Origin of the sequence: Streptacidiphilus albus JL83 (assembly GCF_000744705.1) — a bacterium.
In the GTDB taxonomy this organism is placed as follows: Bacteria; Actinomycetota; Actinomycetes; order Streptomycetales; family Streptomycetaceae; genus Streptacidiphilus; species Streptacidiphilus albus.
Genome location: NZ_JQML01000001.1, coordinates 5,120,618 through 5,141,448 on the forward strand (window position 1 = coordinate 5,120,618; position 20,831 = coordinate 5,141,448).

Consider the following 20,831-nt stretch of genomic DNA (forward strand, 5'->3'; position numbering starts at 1 on the left):
TGAGCCCTTCCGGGTCAGGTGGTGCGGCGGCGCAGCACTCGGCGGGCCGGGGCGAGTACGCCCGCGAAGCCGGTGAGCACCGGGACCGCCACCATCAGGCCCAGCTCGGCCGGCGGCAGGTACGGCAGGCTGTGGGCGACCGTCAGGGTGAAGGCCAGCAGGGGGAACGCGGCGACGGCCGCGCCCACCACCAGGCCGGTCGCGGTGACCGCTGCCGCCTCCACCCGCAGCATCAGGCGCAGTTGCCCCCGGCTCGCGCCCAGGCGGCGCAGCAGGGCCAGTTCGGGACACCGGCCGACCGTGATCAGCGCGAGTGTGCTGAACACCGCGATGACGGTGAGGGCGGCGATCGCGGCCATCAGCACCGTCGACATGGTGCTGTTCAGCTGCGCGCCCTCGACGGTGAGCTGTATCGGCGCGGCGGGTGATTGGACCTGGGCTCCCGCGCCGGGGGCGAGACTCTGCAGGGCGTGCCGGACGCCGGTCGTGTTCACGCCCGGGTCCGTCGCGACCAGGACCTGTTCCGCTGCCGGCGCGGACATGTGCCGAGCCAGTTCGCCTTCGGCCAGCATGAAGTCGCCCAGGGCCAGCGAGCGGTCGTAGACCGCAACCACCCGCAACCGCTGCTGCTCCCCGTCGTCGAAGCGCAGGGTCACCGTCGAACCGACCCCGACGTCGAGGGACTTGGCGCGTTCGGCGCCCACCGCCACGGTGCCGGGCTGTCCGAGATCGGTGAGACTGCCGTCGGTCACCTCTGGGTCCAGGGTGCCGGTCAGTCCCCCGGGGGTGACCCCGAGTACGGGCAGTCGGTCCAGCAGCGGGCTGCCCGCCGAGGTGTGCGGCAGGATCACCGTGCCCGGCAGGATGTCCGTGGCCGCCGCGACCCCCGGCACCCTGAGGGCCTGCTGCGCCGTGATTCCGGCACCCGACACCGAGAACTCGGCGCGCATCGCCCGATCGGCCTGCGCGGCCCCTGCGTGGACCATCGTGGCGCCCGCCGAGAACTGGACCGCGGCAAAGGCGATCACCAGCACGATCGGGGTGATCGCCGCGCCCAGTCGGCGGGTGTCCGACGCACAGGCAGCGGCCGCGAGCCTGCCGGACGCTCCGCCCAGATGCCGCATCGGTCCACCCAGGACGCGCAGCGCACCGCGAGCGATCCACGGGCCGAGCAGCGCGCAGGCGGCGACCATGGTCACGGCCGCCGTCCCCGCCGCAGCCGCGGCGGTGTCACTGTTCTGCAGGGTCGCGGCACCCGCCGCGCTCACCCCGCAGAACAGCAGGGCCAGACCGGTGATCCGCCGGGCCGTCCCCGGTTCCGCCGGGCGCCCGGTGGGGCGGCCGCAGGCGAACGGGACGACCGCCCGCGCGGCACCGACCGTCAGCCCTGCCGTGACCAGGACCACGGTGAACAGCCAGGGCGGGGTGGGCAGTTCGAGGCCGTCCGGCAGCGCCCCCTGGGCCCGTAGCAGGTGCCACAGTCCCAGGAAGGCCGGGACCGCGGCGACCGCGCCGACAAGTGCGGCCCACATGCCGATCCGCACGACCTCCCTCCCGACCGAGGAGCGGAGCTGGCGCGGCGTCATCCCGACCGCGCGCAGCAGGGCCAGTTCACCGGAGCGCTGTTGGAGTGCCTGGGCCACCAGGGAGGAGAGAACCAGCAGGGCGATCACGAGAACCAGCCCGGAGACCGTGGCCAGCATCCCCAACAGCTCGCCCTGGACGGGTGCGGTCGCCAGATACTCGGCATTCCCGCGACCGTCACCTGTCAGCACCCGCAGCGACGAGGAATCCCCAGGAGCCCGCCGGCCCGCACTCATGTCCTGCATGTGGGCGGCGTCCAGGGCGTGCCGCACCTCGGTGTACAGCTGCCGTGCCGAGACCCCGGAGGCGGGCAGCACCCCGATGGCGTCGACCGAGGCCGGGTGACCCGCGAGCTCCTGCGCGCGGTCCTGGGTGAAGTAGAGCGCCGGCGGACCGTCCGCCACCCCGACGACCCGGTAGCTGCCCTCGGTCGCCGTCGTGACCTCCTGCCCGGTCCGAAGACCGAGGCCGAAGCCCGCGACCACCTCGTCGGGCCGCTGCGGGGCCCGTCCGTCACGAAGCCCGTACGGCGCCAAAGCGGCGGCCGGCCAGGGCCGTCCGGCCACCGGCTGCACCTGGACCTGGTTCTGCACCTGGTTCTGCACCTGGCTCTGGTCCACCGTTTCCGAGGTCGCCGTCCGGCTGTCCACGCGTACCCCGGGAACGGTGAAGACGTCGTCCGCGACCACGGACCCCACCACCGGCAGCGAGCGCAACAGCTCGACAGCGCCGATCGGCACGCCCACCCTTTCGGTGAGCGGTGCCGTCGCCGTCGTGGGCGGGTCGCCCCAGGGCTTCGTCGTGTACCGGGTGGACTGGTTACCGGTCACCACCACCGGTGCCGCGGCGTACCGGTCCACCGAGGCGTGGCCGAGTGCGGCCGAGCCGATGGCCAGGCCCACGCCGCCGAGCAGCGCCGAGACCATCGCGAGCGCCACGAACAGGGACGCCCATGCCCTGCGGTGGGTCTTCAGCGCACGCGAGGCGAGCAGGCGCGTGGCCGCGCGGCCCTCCCGCCACCGCACCCGCGGCCTGTCGACGCGCTTGTCCGCCGTGCGCTTCCCCGCCGTGTTCATCGCTGCCGTCCCAGTCCGCGAAGTGCTTGTCGGACGTCGCCGGCCTGCGGATGCGCCAGACGGCCCGCGATCCTGCCCGAGTCGAGGAAGATCGCCTCATCGGCCCACTGCGCGGCCATGGGGTCGTGGGTGACCAGGACGACCGTTCGGCCCCGCTGGTCCACCGCCGATCGCAGCAGCGCCAGGACCTCGTCGGCGGTCACCGGGTCGAGCGCGGCCGTCGGCTCGTCAGCGAAGATCACCTCCGGTTCGGTGACCAGGGCCCGCGCGATCGCCACCCGCTGCTGCTGCCCACCGGACAGCCTGGCCGGGATGTCCTGCGCGCGGTCGGCCAGGCCCACCGACGCCAGCGCGGCCAGCCCCCGCTCCAGCCGCGCCGCTCCCGCCAGCATCAGCGGCAGCACGGTGTTCTCCAGCACCGTCAACGACGGCACCAGGTTGAGGGACTGGAAGACGAAGCCGATCCGGTCCCGCCGCAGCCGACTGAGCGCGGTCTCCTTGAGCCCCGCGAGATCGGTCCCCCCGAGCCGCACCGTTCCGCTGGTGGGCCGTTCGAGACCGGCGGCGCACTGCAGCAGCGTGGACTTGCCCGAACCCGACCGGCCCATCACCGCGAGAAAGCCGCCGCGCGGCACATTCAGGCTCACCTCGTCCAGCGCGGGCGCGACCTTCCCGTACCTCCGGCTGACCCTGTCGAGGGTCAATGCGTCCCCCGACTCGGCCGTGACCGCCACGGCGGGGCCGCCGCTCCGCCACTTGATCTCTCCCATAGCTCCCTCGCTCACTCTCACCCACGTCAGGCGGCCGAAACCGCCACCCATGACGCTAGGGAAGGCAGGAATGAGCGAGGAGCCTGCCAGTACCCGTCGTTGAGACAGCACAGGTACCTAGGAACAGGTGGAGCCAGCTCCACCTCAAGGTCCGAAGCGGAGGCGGTGGAGCGTAGTAGCCGCGCTGAGGAACTGAGGACCACCGGAGTAAAAAGCACCCGGTGCTCATCCCGGTGGCTGCCAGCGGACCTGGCTGCGGCTTGGTGACGCGCTGCTCGACATCGAAGCTGATACGCCTCTCGGCCGGTGATTCAGAGCGCCGTCGTGATCTTGACCCCGGGCGCCAGGTGGCGCACGTACCCGCCGCCCAGATTTTTGAACACTGTGACTCGGGCGATCAGGTCGGCGCGCAGGCCACCGGCCGTGTCGTCCAGCCGCTCGGCGGTCTGTGGGCGCCGTGGCCGACCATCGCTGCCCGCAGCTGGACGAGGGCGGTTTGGGGAGACATCTTCCGGAATCACCAAAGTGAGATTGTTGATTTGTTTGGAGATTTGCTGCGAACTGCGGCTTGAGCGAGCGGCAGGCCCAGTACGCCCTGGAACTGCTGCGCGAGGAAGGGCGTGCCGAGCTGCTCGGGGGACGGGGAGTTACAAGCAAGTACCGAACCTGGAAAGAGGACTGATGTTGCTTTGGTCGGGGTCGACTCCGGAGCGACGGCAGCGCAGTCACACACGCCGCAGGAGCGTGTTCCTCGCCCCCCGGACGGTCACTGAACCGCCCTTGACCAGCTGATTTGTGGCCGGGGCAGGGCTTTCACGGAACCTCGATCGAGACTGCAGATGAGACCGGAACGCGTGAGGCCCCGACCGTTGCCGGTCGGGGCCTCACGTCTGTCCTGCTCAGAGCGGTAGCGGTGGGATTCGAACCCACGGTGAAGTTGCCCCCACACACGCTTTCGAGGTCTGCACCTGGGTTCTGGGGGCGGCTCAGCATGATCCACGGTTGCTTGTCAGCGTTCGTCTCTGCCGGTCAGCGCCGGTGTAGCAGGGGCCGAGGCCATCCGCGAATCTGGGCGAATCATGGTGGATGAGACTAGGAACGCGGGGCGCTCGGCGGCGGCGAGGGATCAGGTCCCTGCGACCATGTGCCCGCACTCGCGCTCCAGCGGAGCTTCTCCACGCCATCGGCGGAGAGGACCGGGTCGGCGAAGGCTGTCACGTGCTGGACCACCTCATCGAATTCCTCGGGATAGCCGACTGCGGCAGGTCCTTGTCGTCGGCGCCACGCGGTGTAGGAGGACTGGCGGCGGACTCCGAGGTCTGTGATCGAGGTGCTGAGCCGTTGCAAGGGGATGCCGCGATGCTCGGCGGTCGCGACCACGGCCGCCGTAAGCTCGTCCCCGTCGAGGTCGTTGAGGGTGAGTAGACGATAGAGGTCCGCGTAGTCCCGGTCGCGGGTGTTGAGGTCCCCGAGGGAAACCGCAGTCGTGAGCTTCTCGGCGATGACGGTGGCCAGCGGATAGCCGAAGAGCTGGAAGCTCTCCGCGGCGAGATGCTGGGGGTAGTCGACGACTTGCGGTTCGGGTGTGACCGGGTCGCCGAAGCTGACGTCGAGTTGGAGCTTGAGCCGAGCGCGGGCAATCGTCGCCGCCATGACCAGGCGCAGGCCGTGGTACTCGTCCTCCTCGCGGATCGGTACGGCTTTGAGAGTCGCGGGGTCGAAGGTGACGCCATCGTCGACCTCGGCCGCCGCGATCGCTGTGATCCGGCGAACGATCTCGGCTTCCTCGCCGAGGAAGCCACAGCCGAGGATGTCGATGTCTCGCGTCATCCGACGAGCACCGAACCTGGCCAGCAACAGGCCGCCCTTGAGGATGAAGTGCCGGCCTCCGAGCGGTGACTGCGCCAACCGGTAGAGAAACCGCTCGAGTACGTACTCGACCATGATCTCGTCGGTCGAGCGGCCATCTCTCCGAGCCAGGTTGCGCAGGTCGTTGTAGACACGACCCGACTGGGTGTCACGGGTGGGATTCGGCATCAGGCAAGGACCGCCTCAACTGCGGGACGAATGACGGACAGTGCCCCGAGTTCACGGGCGATGCGCTGTAGTTCGCCCACCCCGGGGCGTCCGCTTGTCCGCAGGTACCGACCCAGTGCGGACAGGGCGAGTGATTCGCCGATCTGCTTGCGGTGGCGCATGGCATCAACCACGCTCCGAGCGGCGCTGTATAGCGGGATCCACTCGTTCTGGGCTGCCTCGAAGCGCTCGATACCCAGGGCGAAGGTTTCGGCGGAGTACTGGGTGACCACGACGGGTGGATAGGCGATCACTGGTCGGTGGGTACCCCGAGGCACCGCTATGTGGACAGCCGCAGGGATGTCGTCGATCAGTTCGTGGAGCGCCAGCGCGGACTCGCCGCACACTACGGCTCTCGGTGCCCGCGTGCAGACGGCGAGGAGATCCAGGTGCGCGGTCTCTGGGGCCGTCGCGCGGCGGTAGACGCCGTAGGACAGCTCGTCGATCTCTGCAGCCGCGGCCAAGGTCGCCATATCGCGCGGGGAGAGCCCCGACCGACGGGCCTGTCCCGTGGTGAAGGTGGGGGGGAGCGCGGCGAGGCGCTGCTCAAGCCGCGAGGCTTCCAGAGCACTCATGTATTGAATCCTACCCCTCCGATGGCCACAGGGGATGGATTCGATACAGGCTGATCTTTCGATGGAAGTAATGTCCCATTTTTCGCCCGTATCGGAATCTGCTGAGACTGGAACGCGTGAGGCCCCGACCGTTGCCGGTCGGGGCCTCACGTCTGTCCTGCTCAGAGCGGTAGCGGTGGGATTCGAACCCACGGTGAAGTTGCCCCCACACACGCTTTCGAGGCGTGCTCCTTTGGCCGCTCGGACACGCTACCGTGGGACAGCCTACCGGATGCCGGGCAGTGCTCCTAAACGGCTTTCGGGGAGGCCCCCGGAAGGCGCTGCCCGTCGAAGAAGGCGTGGAGGTCGGCGGCGCACTCGGCGGCCAGGACGCCCGCGACGACCTCCGGGCGGTGGTTCAGCCGGCGGTCGCGGACGACGTCCCAGAGCGAGCCGGCCGCGCCGGCCTTGTCGTCCAGGGCGCCGTAGACCACCCGGTGCAGCCGGGAGAGGACGATCGCGCCCGCGCACATGGTGCAGGGCTCCAGCGTGACCACCAGGGTGCAGCCGGTCAGCCGCCAGCCGTCCGCCGCCGCGCGGGCGGCCTCGCGGATGGCCTGGATCTCCGCGTGGGCCGTGGGGTCGCCCACGGCCTCGCGCTCGTTGTGGCCGCGGCCGATGACCGTGCCGTCCGGGGCGAACACCAGCGCGCCGACCGGCACGTCGCCGCTCGGCAGCGCGTGCCGGGCCTCGGCCAGCGCCAGCCGCATGGCCGGGGCCCACTTGTCGCGGAGCGGATCGGTGCCGGTGCCGGTGTCGGTACGGGTGCGCATGGACTCCAGTGTCCTGTACCGCCGCGTGTCCGGGTCCGGCCGGTACCCGGCCGGACCCGGACACGCTCGCGCTAGCGGACGGCCTCCAGCACCTCGCTGCAGCCCAGCGCATCCGCGATCTCGGACAGCGCGTCGCCGGGGATCGCACCCTCGACGCTCATGTCCATCAGCTCCTTGGCGCCGACGCCGTACTCGATCAGCAGCCCGGCATCGCCGAGCGGCCCGTTCGGCACCCCGTCGAGGTCGCCGGCCAGGGCGTCCTCGTCCTCGTCGTCGTCCTCGTCATCACTGTCCTCGTCCAGCTCGACCACCAGGTCGTCGAGGTCGTCGTCCGACCCCCGACCGAGCAGCTCGTCGGTGAGGAGGATCTCCCCGTACGCGCTCCGCGAGGCAGCGGCGGCGTCGGAGACGAAGATCCTCGGGTCCTCCTCGCCGTCCACGCGGATGACGGAGAACCAGACGTCCTCCTGCTCGATGAGGACCAGGACGGTCTCTTCGTCCGTCGCGGCCTCTCGCGCCAGATCGGCCAGATCGGCGAGGGTCTCGACGTCATCAAGCTCGGTCCCGCTCACGTCCCACCCGTCCTCGGTGCGAGCGAGCAATGCAGCGAAGTACGCCACCAGCGACTCTCCCAGGGTCTTGTGCGGCTAGGCCACGCCCGTCGTATCGGGGTGCCCGTGCGAACGCCCCATCGGCATCGTGACAGAAACCGGAGCCTTGCGGGGAGTGTTCGGCAGCGCGTCTTCCCTGGTCGTGTCGTGAGCCGGGGGTGGCGCACGCACTCATACCCGGAAGGTCCGCATTCGCACGGCTTGCCGGGCGCGTGCCGCTTTGGTGCGGCGCGGCTGCACCCGGGCCCGGAGTTCGCGGGCTTCGGTCAGTTCGCGCAGGAAGGCGGCCCGCCGGCGGCGGCGCTCGGCCGGAGTCTCTGATCGTGGCTGGGCGTGGCGTTCGGCGCCGGCCGGGTCCGTGCTGCCGGTCGGGGCGTCGGCGGCCCTCCGCTGGTCGGACATGCCTGCTCCCGGGGAAGAATGGATGCGCTTCACGGTGCCCCTTCCCGTTGGCGGCACATTGACACCCGTGCCGCCGGAATCGAACGCTCCGGACCGGAGTCCCGGCGTGGCGGAGGGGTGTGTCGTGCACCGCGTCCTGCTCGGTTAGGGTCACTGTCATGCGCATTCACGTCCTGGACCACCCGCTGGTGGCGCACAAGCTCTCCACGCTGCGCGACGAGCGCACCGACTCGCCGACCTTCCGCCGTCTTGCGGACGAGCTGGTGACCCTGCTGGCGTACGAGGCGACCCGGGACGTCCGCACCGAGCCGGTGGAGATCACCACGCCGGTGGCGGTCACCACGGGTGTCCGGCTCAGCTACCCGCGTCCGCTGGTGGTGCCGATCCTGCGGGCCGGGCTCGGGATGCTGGACGGGATGACCCGGCTGCTGCCGACCGCCGAGGTGGGCTTCCTCGGGATGGTGCGCAACGAGGAGACCCTGGTCCCCGAGACCTACGCCACGCGGATGCCGGAGGACCTCTCGGGCCGTCAGGTCTACGTGCTGGACCCGATGCTGGCGACCGGCGGCACGCTGGTGGCGGCGATCCGGCTGCTGATCGGGCGTGGCGCGGACGACGTCACCGCGATCTGCCTGCTGTCCGCCCCGGAGGGGGTCGCAGTACTGGAGCGGGAGCTGGCCGGTCTGCCGGTCACCCTGGTCACGGCGGCGGTGGACGACCACCTGAACGAGCACGGCTACATCGTCCCCGGCCTGGGCGATGCCGGGGACCGGCTCTACGGGACGGCCGGGGACTGATCCCCGGCCCGGCCCCACGGCCCCCGGGCGGCGCTCAGCAGCGCGCGGTGGCCGCGGGGGTCGGCTTGGTCGCCAGCGTCAGCGCCTGCGCGGCCTGGGCCGGGGTGGCCAGGGCGGTGAAGGTGTTGCCGATCACCAGGTCGACCGAGCCGTCCTTGCGCGTGTCGGTCACCGGTTTGGCCCCGGTCACCTCGGAGCCGAGGACCAGCATGGCCTTGGCGCCGGCCGCCCCGCCGGTGACCTGCGCCGGTCCGGCGATCTTGCTCTGCAGCGGCGCCGGGGCGTTGCCCACCGTGCCGATGGTGAAGCCACGCTGCTTCAGCAGGGCGGCGGTGCGTCCGGCCAGGCCCACCTGGTTGGTCGCGTTGTAGACGTTGACGGTGATCCCGGCGCCCGGGCCGGTGCCCGCAGCCGCCGCGCCCTTGGCCCCGGCGGAGGCCCCAGCCCCCGCCGAAGCCCCGGCGGAGGCTGAAGTCCGAGTGGCCGCGGATGCCCTGCCGGACGGCGCGGAGACGCTGTCGGCGGCATCGCCGGAGGCCGTGTGCACGCAGCCGGCGGTACCGGCGGCGGTGGTCCGTCGCCCGCCGCCGAAGATGCCGACGAGCTGCACGGTGCCCCAGGCCAGGACCGAGAGCGTGAGCACTCCGGCGATGGCGATCAGGATGCGCCGACGGCGCTGGTGCGGACGACGTAGCCGGGGATAAGCAGTACCGGTGATGCGGTACTGCTTTCCCTTGAGGCCAGGGGGAGTCAACATGCTCACCGCGGGATGCCCCTTGCGCCGGACGGTCATTGCTGGTGATTGAGCGACTACTGGGTGCTGCTGTCGCCAGCCTAATGCCGAAATCGGACGATGCGCACTAAAGGATCATCATCTGGGTTATTGGGGCACTCGAAAGTGTGTCCTGAGGGCCGATCAGTCCATCGCCGGCAGCCGTCAGTCCATCTCCAGCACGCGCGCGTGCAGCACCTGACGCTGTTGCAGGGCGGCGCGGACCGCCCGGTGCAGCCCGTCCTCCAGGTAGAGGTCGCCCCGCCACTTCACGACATGCGCGAAGAGGTCGCCGTAGAAGGTGGAGTCCTCGGCGAGCAGGGTCTCCAGGTCGAGCTGTCCCTTGGTGGTGACGAGCTGGTCCAGACGCACGGGCCGCGGGGCCACGTCCGCCCACTGTCGGGTGCTGACCCGGCCGTGATCCGGGTAGGGTCGCGCGTTACCGATACGCTTGAAGATCACACGGAAAGCCTACCGTTCCCGGAGGGTCGGCCGCAGCCAGGTCGGCCGGGAGCGGCGAAGGGCCCCGTTCCCACCTGCGCTTTTCCTGGCAGGCCGGGAGCGGTTGCGGCCGCGTTGTCACTCCGGAGTGGTGCGCGCCGCGAATTCGCACCCCTGATTCCGGACCCGCGAATCCGGAGCGCCGATTCCGGAGCGCCGATTCCGGACCCGCCGTCACCGGGACGACAGCGCGGCTCCGATCCGGTCCATCGAGGACAGCCGCATCAGGCCGTAGTTGTAGAACTCGACCTCGGGCACGCCCAGCCCGGCCAGGACGCGGATCTTCTCGGCCAGGTTCTCCGGCCCTTCGCAGTCCTTGGACATCGGCCGCAGGATCACGGCCAGGGCCTCCGGGGCGACGCCGTGCAGGGCGAAGGCGGCGACCTTCTCGCGGACCTCGGCGGCGGTGCGGGCGTAGCCGAGGGTCTCGATCTGCGGGACGGCCTTGGCGAGCGCGGGCAGGTCGACGCCGGAGAGCCAGCCCGCGCCGGGGCCGTCGGCATCCATGAAGGAGAGCCGGATGCCGTGCTCGGCCGCGACCGCGGCGGCCTCGGCGGCCAGCCCGGTGACGGTCGCGGCGGCGGCGTCGATGTAGGCGGCGAGTGCCCCGCCGGCCAGCGAGTCGAGCGCGGTGTCGTCCGCCGCCGCGTCCTCGTCGGCGAGGCGGCGGCGGATCTCCGCGCGGACCACGTCGCGGACCTCGTCGGCGGGGACGCCGAGCCGGTCGGCGTGGGCCCGGCAGTGGTCGCAGAAGCAGAGCCCGAGCAGGGCCTCGGTCAGCGGGCCCAGCTGTTCGAAGTAGCGCTCGTGGTGGTAGCCGTGCCGGAGGCCGTGGAAGTGCAGCGACTCGGCCCGGATGGCGTCCACGCCGTAGCGGCCGTGCTCGGCGACCAGGGCCAGCACATAGGCGCGGACGTCGGGGTTGGCCGGGCAGAGGTCGGTCAGCGAGCGGTCGCCGAAGGCGTTGGCGGGGGCGCAGTCGGGGTGCTGGAAGCCGAGCCGGTCGTTGTGCAGGAACACGGTCCAGGCGTGCAGCTTCATTCCGCGCCGGGTGGTCTCGGCGGCGGCCTCGGCGAAGGGGTCGCGCCCGTCGATGGCGGTGGACGGCACCGGCTGCAGTCGCAGGCCCTGCCAGCGGGCGGGGTCGGGGCGGAAGTAGGCCGCGCCGGGCTCCAGGTAGCGGACCACCCGCGCGGGGTTGTGCGGGAAGATGTCGCGCGCCTCGTGGTAGACGGAGGCGAGGGTGACCCCGTCGACCCCGGCGCGGTCGCGGAGGTTGCCGAAGAACCCGTCGGCGCCCTCGTCGATCAGGTCGGTGGCAAAGGCGAGGACGGACGACTGCATGGGGGGACTCCGGCAGGTCAGGGGCGGGTGCGCTGCCCGGCCAGGGTATCCGGATCGCCCGGATTGGTATAGACCTAATGGGGTCTATCGGGACTGGTCGGGAGCGGCCGGATCGGCCGTTGCAGCGCTCCGGCCCGCGGTGCCGGGCCCTGCCCAGGGGCGGATCGGGCCGGGGTGGTTCAGATCCAGTCCTTGTGGCGGAAGGTCAGGTAGAGCACCACCGACAGGACGATCATCAGGGCGCTGGAGGTGTAGAAGCCGGTGTGGCCGCCGAAGCCGGGGAAGGGGACGTTCTGGCCGTAGAAACCGGTGACGGCGGTGGGCACGGCGATGATCGAGGCCCAGCTGGTGACCTTCTTCATGATCATGTTCATCCGGTTGCCCTGGACCGTCAGATGGGTCTCCATCACCGAGGTGACCAGGTCGCGCAGCGACTCGGTCCACTCGGTGGCACGCAGGACGTGGTCGTAGACGTCCTGGTAGTAGGGCATCAGCGGTTCGGTGACCAGGTGCAGGTCGCGCCGGAGCAGGGAGTTGACGACCTCGCGCATCGGCAGCACCACCCGGCGCAGCCGCACCAGGTTCTTCCGCAGCTCGTAGGTCTGCCGCTGGAGGGCCTGCGCCTCGGTCCGGCCGTCCTCGAACAGCAGTTCCTCCAACTCCTCGATCCGCTCGTCGAGTTCCTGGACGGCGGCGAAGTGACCGTCCACCAGGAAGTCGAGCAGGCCGTGGAGCAGGAAGCCGACGCCCTGCTTGGCCAGGTCGGGGGAGTTGTCCCAGCGGTCGACCACGCCGTCCATGGTGAAGCGGTCGTCGGTGCGGACGGTGATCAGGGCGTTGGCGGTGACGAAGACCGAGAGCTCGACGGTGTCGAGGTTGTTGGCGGACTGGTCGGAGCAGACCGCGTAGGCGCTCATGAAGAGGTGGTCGCGGTAGCGGTCCAGCTTGGGGCGCTGGTGCTCGTGGCCGGCGTCCTCGACGGCGAGCTCGTGCAGCCCGAACTCCTCGCGGATCATGTCGAAGTCGGCGGCGGTGGGAGCGCACAGATCCAGCCACACCATGGCGCCGGCTTCGCCGAGGTGGGTCGATATCTCCTGGCAGGAGAAGTTCTCGGCGGAGAGGACGCCGTCGCGGTACAGCCGGGTTCGAGCCATGCGGGTCAGCGTAGCGAGGAGGTCGGCGCGCGGATCGGGCGGCCCTGGTCGACACGCGGGCCGGGGCCGGGAAGCAAGACTTACCGGTATATGTCCTGGCATACCGGTGTCTGTGCCCAGGCCACGGCCCGTTCCCCGGCTGTTCATGCGCCGTCCCCGCAACCCGGGGGCGGCGGTCGTCCATGGCTGTGACTCTTCGGGCGATTCCCGAGGATCGCTGGAACATGCCCATGGAGGCCGCAGTGCCAAACCCCTCGCGCAGAACCGTGCTCCGTGGTGCGGCAACGGCCGGTGTCGCCGCCGCCGTTCCGCTCTCGCCCGTCTTCTGGGCGCAGCCCGCCATCGCCGACGCCCCGGCGCCGGACCAGATCCACCTCCAGTACGGCAACCGCCCGTACGAGCAGATGACGGTCTCCTGGTCGACGGCGGCCGGCGTCCACAAGCCGCAGGTGCGGATCGGCACGGTCGAGGGCGGACTCGGGCACACGGTCCAGGCGGAGACGCTGACCTATGTCGACGGGCTCAACAAGGTCGAGACCTACACCCACCACGCCCGGCTGAACGGGCTGCGCCCCGACACCACCTATGTGTACGAGGTGACCCACAACGGCGCCTCGCCGGTGCGGGGCACCTTCCGCACCGCGCCCGACAAGGACCGCGCCGCGTTCCGCTTCACCAGCTTCGGCGACCTGAGCACCGGCGACGCCTCCTTCGCCAAGTCCTCGGTCAACGCCCGGACCGCGGTGCACCAGGTCGAGCAGTTCGACCCGCTGTTCCACCTGCTCAACGGCGACCTGGCCTACGCCAACAACAACACCGCCCAGCAGCCGCAGTGCTGGGACGCCTTCATGAACAACATGCAGGTGTCGGCGGCCAACCGGCCGTGGATGCCGGCGCCCGGCAACCACGAGGTCGAGGCCGGCAACGGCACCCTCGGCTACAACTCGTACCACACCCGCTTCCAGCTGCCGGACAACGGCAGCCGCGACTACGCCGGCAACTGGTACAGCTTCCAGGTCGGTTCGGTGCTGTTCGTCTCCATCGACGGCAACGACATCGTGGTCGAGGACGATTCGAGCATCGACCCGACGACCGGTCAGTCGATCTACATCCACGGCTACAGCCAGGGTGCGCAGGTCGCCTGGCTGGAGCGGACCCTGTCGCGGGCCCGGTCCGGCCGGGACGTGGACTGGATCGTGGTCTCCATGCACCAGTTCGCCATGTCCTCCTCCGCCACCAGCCACGGCGGCGACATGGGCATCCGGGAGACGCTGCTGCCGCTGTTCGACAAGTACACGGTGGACCTGGTGCTGGCCGGCCACGACCACGACTACGAGCGCACCCACCCGGTGCACGGCACCGACCCGGGCACGCTGCTCCGGCCGACGGTGGTCAGCGACGACCTGTTGGAGATCGACAGCTCCAAGGGCGCCGTCCACATGATCCTCGGCGGCGGCGGCACCGCCTCGGCCGACGACGTCTTCCTGCCGGACGACGCCAACGGCATCCCCACCGCCTTCGTCCGCACCCAGCGGCTGACCTTCAAGGCCAACCCGGACGCGACCGAGGAGGCCACCTGGTCGGCGGTGCGCGACCCCAACACCGCCTACCCGTACGGGGTCGCGGTCTTCGACGTCGACCCGGGCACGCTGCCCGGCGGCCGGACCACGATCACCGTGAACTACTACCACACCCCCGTCGCGACGGCCGCGCAGCCGTTCCCGGCGCCGGTGCTGTTCGACAGCTTCACCCTCTACCGCGACCGCTCCGACGGCTGGGGCCTGCACCGCCACGGCGGCAGCCTGGTCGGCGCGACGGCCTGATCCACGCCGGAAGAGGGGGCGGTCCACCGGCGGTCGGGCCGCCCCCTGCGAATCCATACCCGATCCATGCGGGAATGACTGGCCTCGACGGTCCTATGAGAATATTTTCAGCTGCTGCCATGTGCGGATGCCATGGACCGCATTCACCCAGGCCAGGAGCCCGATCCCGTTGTCGCTGACCGAGTCGTCCGAGCACGAGACCGCAGCTTCACCCTCGTCGGCGGAGGCGGAGGAGGCACCCGACCTTCCGCAGCGGCTGCGCGCCGCCCTGCGGCGGGCGGTGCGCTCGCCCTGCAGCTGGCTGGTGGCGATAGCCGTCGCCGTCTACGGCACCTTCGGGTACCACCAGTACACCCAGCTCAAGACGGGCGCCTGCGACCTGGGGATCTTCTACCAGGCCACCGAGGGCTGGGCGTTCCACGGCTTCCCGACCGACCCGATCAAGGGCTTCCCGCAGATCGGCGACCACTTCTCGCCGATCTTCATGCTGCTCGCCCCGGCGCTGTGGGTCTACAACTCGCCGCTGACGCTGGTCTTCGCCCAGGTGCTGCTGCTCTGCTCGGCGGCGGTCCCGGTCTACCTGGTGGCCCGACGGGCCTGGGGGCGGCCGGTCGCCTCGGTGATCACCGCCGCCTTCCTCTCCAGCATGGGCATCCAGGGCTCCGTCGCCTTCCCGGTGCACGAGGTGATGTTCGGCGCTCCACTGATCGGCTGGGCGCTGGAGCGGGCGCTGTCGAAGAAGTGGACCGCCGCCTCACTGATCATGGCCTGCGGCGTCTTCGTCAAGGAGGACATGGGCGCCATGGTCGTCATGTTCGGCCTCTGGGCGCTGCTGAACCGCAAGTGGCGGCACGCCCTGGCGCTCTTCGTCTGGGGCGCCGGGATGTTCGTGCTGACCATCGACGTGATCATTCCGCACTACAACCCCAGCGGCTTCACCTACGCGGCCGACTACGCGGGCAACCTGCACGCGAACAACTTCAACCAGCTGATCGTCTCGCTGGTGAGCCACCCCGGGACGGGGCTGCACCTGCTGTTCGACGACCCGGTGAAGCAGCAGACCTGGCTGGACCTGCTGAGGCCGGTCGCCTTCATGTGCCTGGCCTCGCCGATCGCCCTGCTGGGCGCGCCGATGATGGTGACCCGGATGCTCTCCGCCCGGAACACCGAGTGGGGCGACCAGCTCTACTACGACATGCCGCTGATGGTCATCACGTTCATCGGCGCGATGGACGGGGTGCAGCGCGTCCTCCGGCTGGTGCGGCGGTTCCTGCCCCGGCTGGACCGGGCCTGGCTGCCCGCGCTGGCCGGCTGCTGCCTGGCCGCCGTCTCGCTGGTGACGACGGTGAACATGGACCGGCACCGGCAGATCTACGCCTGGCTCACCACCTCGACCTTCACCTCCCGGCCCAGCTGGGTCGCGGACGTCCACGCGGCGCTGGCGGTGGTGCCCTCCGGGGTGGAGGTGCGGGCCACCAACAACCTGGTGGTCCCGCTGGCCGCGCGGGACACCGTCACCCTGGTCGGCTCGAACGTCGACAAGGGGAGCTGGGCCGCGGTGGACACCAGCAACCCGCAGTGCCCGATCAGCGCCAGCGCGATCCCGGCCTATCTGACGCAGCTGGAGTCGCAGGGCTTCCGGGTGGTCGCCCAGTACGGTCCGATCGAGATCCTGCACCAGGCCTGACCGGCGCGAAGAGCGCTCTTGACGTGCGGCGAAGGAGATGACAATTTAAGTTAGTCAACTTTACGAACCAACGGGAACGGCGTGGCGATGGTGGAACAGCTCACTCGGCAGCTCAACCTGCGCACGGTCATGGACCTGTTCGTGGCGGTGGGCCGGATCAGCAGAGCCGAGCTCGCCCGGCGCACCGGCCTCTCCAAGCAGACCGTCTCGGAGCTGGTCGGCGAGTTGGAGGAGGGCGGCTGGATCCGCTACACCGGCGACAGCGTGTCCTCCGGCGCCAGCGGACGCGCCGCCGCCCTCTACGAGCTGGACCCGAGCGCCGGCGCCATCGTCGGGGTCGACCTCGGCGGCACCAAGATCAACGCTGCCCTCGGCGACTTCAGCGGCGCCGTGCTGCGCGAGGCGACCGCCCCCACCGACCCGCGCGGCGGCCGGTACGTCATCGCCCAGATCGTCGGCCTGGCCCGCGAGCTCGTCGCCGCCGAGGGCGTCGACCCGGCCCGGCTGCGGGTGCTCGCGCTCGGCAGCCCCGGCGCCCTGGACCGTGACACCGGCGTGATGGCCTTCGCCCCCAACATCCCCTCCTTCGGCGACCTGGACGTGGCCCGGGAGATCGCCGCCGAGCTCGGCACCGTCGTCGTCGTCGACAACGACGTCAATATCGCGGCCCTGGGCGAGCACTGGGCCGGGCACGGCCGGGGGCAGTCGGAGTTCGTCTTCATCGCCGTCGGCACCGGCATCGGGATGGGCCTGATCACCGGCGGGGTGCTGCGCACCGGCGCCACCGGCGCGGCCGGGGAGATCGCCTACCTGCCGCTCGGCACCGACCCCTTCGACCCGGCCAACCAGGTCAAGGGCCCGCTGGAGGAGGCCGTGGCCGGCGAGGGACTGGCCCGCCGCTACGCGGGCGGACCGGCCGGCCGGGGCAGCGTGCCGGAGATCTTCGCCGCCGCCGCGGCCGGGGAGCCGGCCGCGCTGGCCGCACTGGACGAGGAGGCCCGGCTGATCGCGCTGTCGATCTGCGCGGTCGCGGCCGTGCTCGATCCCGCGCTGGCCGTCATCGGCGGCGGCATCGGCTCCCGCCCGGAGCTGCTGGAGCCGGTCCGCGCCTGGCTGGCCCGGCTGATGCCGCGTCCGGTGCCGGTGCGGACCAGCGAGCTCGGCCCGCGGGCCGGCCTGCTCGGCGCCGTCGCCGTCGGCCTGCGGACCGCACACCAGAGGCTGTTCCAGGCGCCGGGCCAGTCCACCGCCGCCGACCGGGGACCGGTCCCGGTCCCCGCCCCCGCACTCGACCGGGTCGTCACCGCCGCACCGGTGCCGGTCCCGGTCGGGGGCTGACCCCAGGTCGGCCCCGACCGGAGCAGGGGGCGCCGCCGAGTACTTCGGCGGCGCCCCCTGCTCCGTTCCGTACGTCGTTCAGTACCGGTTCGGCTCCTCAGTGCGCGGTCTCCAGCGTCCGGTCGTCCATCTTCGGGCGGATCTCCACGGCGGGCTTCGACGGCAGCGGCTGCTGGTTCTGGTACGGGTGGCGGCCGACGAAGGAGGTCCGCCTGCCCTGGGCCTTCAGCCTGCGGCGGGCGCCCCGGCCCTTCAGCCCGGCCAGTGCGATCAGCAGGAAGACGCCGAGCCAGATCAGCGTCATCGGCCGGGCCATCCGCTTGACCCGGGTCAGCATCGGGGTGGTGTTGTGCCAGGCGGCGGTGGAGTTGTGGCCGACCACCACCGTGCCCTCGGCCCTGGAGGCCGAGACCGGGCTCGGGCCCGAACCGGTGAGGGTGTTGTCCGCGACCCGCGTCCCGCCGACCGTGCCGACCAGGGTGATGCCGTGCTCCTGGGCGCCCTTCACGGTGTTCCCGGAGATCCCGGCACTGGAGTCGCGCAGGTAGATGCCGGTCACCGCGCCCTGCACGGTGTTGCCGGTGACCACCGCGCCGGTGTCGCCGTCGCGCACCGATATGCCCTCGCGCTGCTGCGCGGTGAGGGTGTTGTCGACGACCGAGACGTGCGCGGCGCTGCGCCGGACCACGATGCCCATGGTGTTGCCGACCACGGAGTTGTGGTCGAGGTCGACGTTCTGCCCGCCGAGCACCTCGATGCCGTAGTGGCCGTTGTCCTGGGTGCTGCTGTGGGTGACGGTGTTGTTGCCGTAGGCGCCGACCGGCTCGCCGGAGGCCGAGGGGCCGGCGGACAGCGCCTGCCCGTTGATGGTGAAGCCGTTGCCGGAGTTGTCCATCGCGGTCGAGTTGCTGATCTCGACGTCCTGGGCGGCCCGGGCGATGTCGAAGCCGTCGCCGTGGTTGCTGTTGGAGCTGTCGTCGCTGAGCACCGCGTTGGTGGCGAAGCGGTGCAGCACGATGCCGGCGATCAGACTGCCGGTGACCTGGGTGCCACTGATCTCGATGCCCTGGGCGCTGGAGATGAAGATGCCGTAGGCGTTGCCCTGGATCACCGAGTCGGAGATCTTGGCCGAGACGTAGGACAGGCCGCTGACGTCGTACTGGTTGCCGGTGCCGTTCAGGGCGCCGGTCGGCAGGCTGGCCACGCCGTTGGCGCCGAGGTTGCCGCTGGGCTGGGCGATGGTGGTGCTGTCGCCCGAGGTCGCGGTCGTCTCCTTCTTGTGCGCCTGGTTGGCCTTGCCGTGCAGGTGGCTCGCGTGCACATGGACATAGGTCGAACTGCCGGTCGCGGCGCCGGTGGTGGGGCGGTCGCTGCCGGTGAGGCTGATCCCGCCGGTGCGCCCGCTCCAGAAGCCGAGGTCGTAGACGTCCACATGGCTCATGCTGAAGTGCCCGCCGATGGCCCGGATGTAGGCACGGCCGTCGCTCGGGTCGGTGTCCGGCGCGTTGTTCTGGGTGTCCCAGCTGGTGACCGTCATCGGGTGCTTGGCGGTGCCGGACAGGTTGATGGTGCCGTCGAAGGAGACGATGGTGACGAAGCCGGTCGGTGTGCTCGCCATCCGCAGCACCAGGCCGCCGGGGGTGTTCAGGTTCAGCGTCGCGCCCATGCCGACGTAGACGTTCTCCAGCAGCAGGTAGGAGCCGTCGGTCAGCCGGAGGAAGGTCTGCGGGGCCAGCTGCAGCAGGTCGGCGACGGTGTACGGGGCGGACCGCTGCGGCAGCACCAGGGTGTAGCCGGAACCGGTGGCCAGCCGGTACGGGGTGTTGCCCTGGGTGGCGTGGAGGGTGGCGTTGGCGCTGACCGCGCGGACCTCCAGCAGCCGGTGGTCCTCGGCGGCCACGTCGGCGGCCTCGCGGGCGGCGGTGGCGGAGTCCACGGTCGGGGCCGGGGCGACCGGGCCGCCGGGCGCGGCGGCCTGCGCGGTGGCCGGTGCGAGCAGGCCGGCGCCCAGCAGCGTCAGCAGGGCGAGCGCGGGGGCCCCGACCCGGCTGCGGGTCCGGGCGGGACGGGGGGACGTCATCGGGCAGCCTCCGGGGAAAGGGTCGCCGCACTCTGGCCCGCGCCGCCGATCTGGTCCGAACTGCGGGTCAGCCAGCCCTGCTTGTTCATGGTGAAGAAGGCGTACATCTTGATCGGGAGCGAGATCATGATCACGGTCAGCGCGGTGAGCGGCAGCAGCAGGATCTCCCAGGGGTGGCGGCGCAGGTGCGAGTACCCGCGGACGCCGCGGCCTATCAGCAGCCAGGCGGCGGCCAGCAGGTAGCCGCGCGGGGTGTAGTCCAGCCGGTCGAAGAGGAGGAAACCGATGGTCAGGCCCATGGTGATCGGGGTGATCAGGATCTGCAGCACGGTGATCCGGGAGATCAGCGGGGTGCGCCAGAGCCAGCCCTTCCAGATGGCCGTCAGGTAGCAGCGGTAGGAGTTGCGGCTCCAGCGCACCCGCTGCTTGACGAAGGCCGAGAAGGAGTCCGGGAACATGGAGATGGCACGGGCGTTGGACTGGTGCACGGTCTTGTAGCCGGCCGCGAGGGTCAGCCAGGTCATCCGTCCGTCGTCGCCGGCGATGCAGCGACGGCCGAGGAAGAACTCGTCCTCCAGGTTCTTCACGGTCGGCAGGATCACCGAGCGCCGGTACGCGGCGGTGCGTCCGGACAGGCAGATCACGCCGCCCTTGCGGCTCATCGCCGGGACGTAGTCGTAGTACCGCAGGTTGACCAGCCAGTCGGCGATCCGCCGCCAGACGCTGGTGGTCCGCTGGTACACGTTCTGCTGCGTGCCCACGCCGCCGACCTGCGGGTCCACGAAGGGCATCTGCACGGCGTCGAGGAGGCCGGGCTCCCATGCGGTGTCCGAGTCGGCGAAGACCAGGATCTCGTTCCGGGCCGCGCGGATTCCCACGCCCAGCGCCGAGCGCTTGCCGGTGTGGTCGAAGACCAGCACCCGCAGCCGGGCGTCGCTGACGGCGGCGAGCCGGCGCTGCGCCTCGACGTCGGCGGTGTCGATCACGATGATGACCTCGCCCGGGTCCTGGGCGAGCCAGGTCCACAGGCAGCGCATCAGGATCTCCGGGTCCTCCCGGTAGGAGGGGACGACGACCGAGGTGGTGGTGCGGAAGTCGTTCACCACCGGATGCGCGAAGCGGGAGACCACCGCCCGGTAGAGCCAGAGCAGCCAGACCAGGACGCCGGCCATGCCGAGCGGCACCACCTGGCGCCAGTCGTCGCCGGCCACCAACTGGTTCAGGAAACTCGATACGTCATGGAGCGGGCCAGACAAACCGGACATGGGGATCCTAGGGGTCATGCTGAAGCAGGCGTGGCTCAAGAGCACAGAGTGATGGGGGTGCCGGACCGCACGTGCGGCAACGGGGTGATCCTAGTGATGCACTACATCCCCAGAAGCTGGCTGAGCCAGTTGTTTACCTGATGGCATCAAACTGTTGATCGAAC

Annotated in this window: 18 protein-coding genes and 1 tRNA gene; 4 read left to right on the forward strand and 15 right to left on the reverse strand. The window is 70.7% G+C overall.

Annotation, left to right across the window (positions count from 1 at the left end; genetic code table 11):
• Positions 1-14 precede the first annotated feature (14 nt).
• From BS75_RS22305 to BS75_RS22340, 9 genes are all read right to left on the reverse strand, one after another.
• The gene (locus tag BS75_RS22305) at positions 15-2,660 is read right to left on the reverse strand and encodes an FtsX-like permease family protein (protein ID WP_081982512.1); all 2,646 of its coding nucleotides are present in this window, start codon (positions 2,658-2,660) and stop codon (positions 15-17) included.
• On the reverse strand, positions 2,657-3,430 hold the full coding sequence (locus BS75_RS22310) for an ABC transporter ATP-binding protein (RefSeq protein WP_042437459.1): 774 nt from the start codon (positions 3,428-3,430) through the stop codon (positions 2,657-2,659). Before BS75_RS22310 ends, BS75_RS22305 begins: the two co-directional genes overlap by 4 nt.
• Positions 3,431-3,741: 311 nt before the next feature.
• Positions 3,742-3,954, reverse strand: coding sequence for a hypothetical protein (locus tag BS75_RS48415; RefSeq protein ID WP_152645753.1), 213 nt, complete (start codon positions 3,952-3,954; stop codon positions 3,742-3,744).
• A gap of 568 nt (positions 3,955-4,522) precedes the next feature.
• A complete protein-coding gene (locus BS75_RS22315) occupies positions 4,523-5,467 on the reverse strand; it encodes a nucleotidyl transferase AbiEii/AbiGii toxin family protein (RefSeq protein ID WP_034089518.1) in 945 nt (314 codons plus the stop codon).
• Positions 5,467-6,081: a type IV toxin-antitoxin system AbiEi family antitoxin domain-containing protein gene (locus BS75_RS22320; RefSeq protein WP_034089519.1), complete on the reverse strand. Its 615-nt coding sequence runs from the start codon at positions 6,079-6,081 to the stop codon at positions 5,467-5,469. Before BS75_RS22320 ends, BS75_RS22315 begins: the two co-directional genes overlap by 1 nt.
• A 167-nt stretch (positions 6,082-6,248) precedes the next feature.
• Positions 6,249-6,335, reverse strand: a tRNA-Ser gene (locus BS75_RS22325).
• Positions 6,336-6,368: 33 nt separating this feature from the next.
• Positions 6,369-6,893: a tRNA adenosine(34) deaminase TadA gene (tadA, locus tag BS75_RS22330; protein ID WP_052069611.1), complete on the reverse strand. Its 525-nt coding sequence runs from the start codon at positions 6,891-6,893 to the stop codon at positions 6,369-6,371.
• 71 nt (positions 6,894-6,964) lie between these two features.
• Entirely contained in the window at positions 6,965-7,465 is a 501-nt protein-coding gene (locus BS75_RS22335; RefSeq protein WP_231607863.1) for a tRNA adenosine deaminase-associated protein, read from the reverse strand.
• A gap of 210 nt (positions 7,466-7,675) precedes the next feature.
• Positions 7,676-7,906 (reverse strand): hypothetical protein, encoded by a 231-nt coding sequence (locus BS75_RS22340; protein WP_034089521.1) that lies wholly within the window; start codon positions 7,904-7,906, stop codon positions 7,676-7,678.
• A 158-nt stretch (positions 7,907-8,064) separates the two neighbouring features.
• Between BS75_RS22340 and upp the strand changes: the two genes are divergently transcribed.
• Positions 8,065-8,703: a uracil phosphoribosyltransferase gene (gene upp, locus BS75_RS22345; protein ID WP_034089522.1), complete on the forward strand. Its 639-nt coding sequence runs from the start codon at positions 8,065-8,067 to the stop codon at positions 8,701-8,703.
• A 34-nt stretch (positions 8,704-8,737) separates the two neighbouring features.
• On the opposite strand, the gene BS75_RS22350 is transcribed toward upp, so the two are convergent.
• From BS75_RS22350 to BS75_RS22365, 4 genes are all read right to left on the reverse strand, one after another.
• Positions 8,738-9,460: a LytR C-terminal domain-containing protein gene (locus BS75_RS22350; protein ID WP_063771453.1), complete on the reverse strand. Its 723-nt coding sequence runs from the start codon at positions 9,458-9,460 to the stop codon at positions 8,738-8,740.
• Between the two features lie 180 nt (positions 9,461-9,640).
• Complete coding sequence (locus BS75_RS22355) at positions 9,641-9,937, reverse strand: type II toxin-antitoxin system VapB family antitoxin (protein ID WP_034089523.1); 297 nt, start codon at positions 9,935-9,937, stop codon at positions 9,641-9,643.
• Between the two features lie 213 nt (positions 9,938-10,150).
• A complete protein-coding gene (locus BS75_RS22360) occupies positions 10,151-11,320 on the reverse strand; it encodes a hypothetical protein (protein WP_034089524.1) in 1,170 nt (389 codons plus the stop codon).
• Positions 11,321-11,499: 179 nt separating this feature from the next.
• Positions 11,500-12,474, reverse strand: coding sequence for a magnesium transporter CorA family protein (locus BS75_RS22365; RefSeq protein WP_034089525.1), 975 nt, complete (start codon positions 12,472-12,474; stop codon positions 11,500-11,502).
• 242 nt (positions 12,475-12,716) lie between these two features.
• Between BS75_RS22365 and BS75_RS22370 the strand changes: the two genes are divergently transcribed.
• From BS75_RS22370 to BS75_RS22380, 3 genes are all read left to right on the forward strand, one after another.
• Complete coding sequence (locus tag BS75_RS22370; protein ID WP_160312242.1) at positions 12,717-14,297, forward strand: purple acid phosphatase family protein; 1,581 nt, start codon at positions 12,717-12,719, stop codon at positions 14,295-14,297.
• Positions 14,298-14,424: 127 nt separating this feature from the next.
• Positions 14,425-15,984: a DUF2079 domain-containing protein gene (locus BS75_RS22375; RefSeq protein WP_081982513.1), complete on the forward strand. Its 1,560-nt coding sequence runs from the start codon at positions 14,425-14,427 to the stop codon at positions 15,982-15,984.
• Positions 15,985-16,071: 87 nt separating this feature from the next.
• The gene (locus BS75_RS22380; RefSeq protein ID WP_052069614.1) at positions 16,072-17,322 is read left to right on the forward strand and encodes an ROK family transcriptional regulator; all 1,251 of its coding nucleotides are present in this window, start codon (positions 16,072-16,074) and stop codon (positions 17,320-17,322) included.
• A 97-nt stretch (positions 17,323-17,419) separates the two neighbouring features.
• On the opposite strand, the gene BS75_RS43460 is transcribed toward BS75_RS22380, so the two are convergent.
• Positions 17,420-19,402, reverse strand: coding sequence for a right-handed parallel beta-helix repeat-containing protein (locus tag BS75_RS43460; RefSeq protein WP_052069615.1), 1,983 nt, complete (start codon positions 19,400-19,402; stop codon positions 17,420-17,422).
• Positions 19,399-20,667, reverse strand: a complete 1,269-nt coding sequence (locus tag BS75_RS22390; RefSeq protein ID WP_034089527.1) for a glycosyltransferase — start codon at positions 20,665-20,667, stop codon at positions 19,399-19,401. The genes BS75_RS43460 and BS75_RS22390 overlap by 4 nt, the downstream gene beginning before the upstream one ends.
• Positions 20,668-20,831 lie beyond the last annotated feature (164 nt).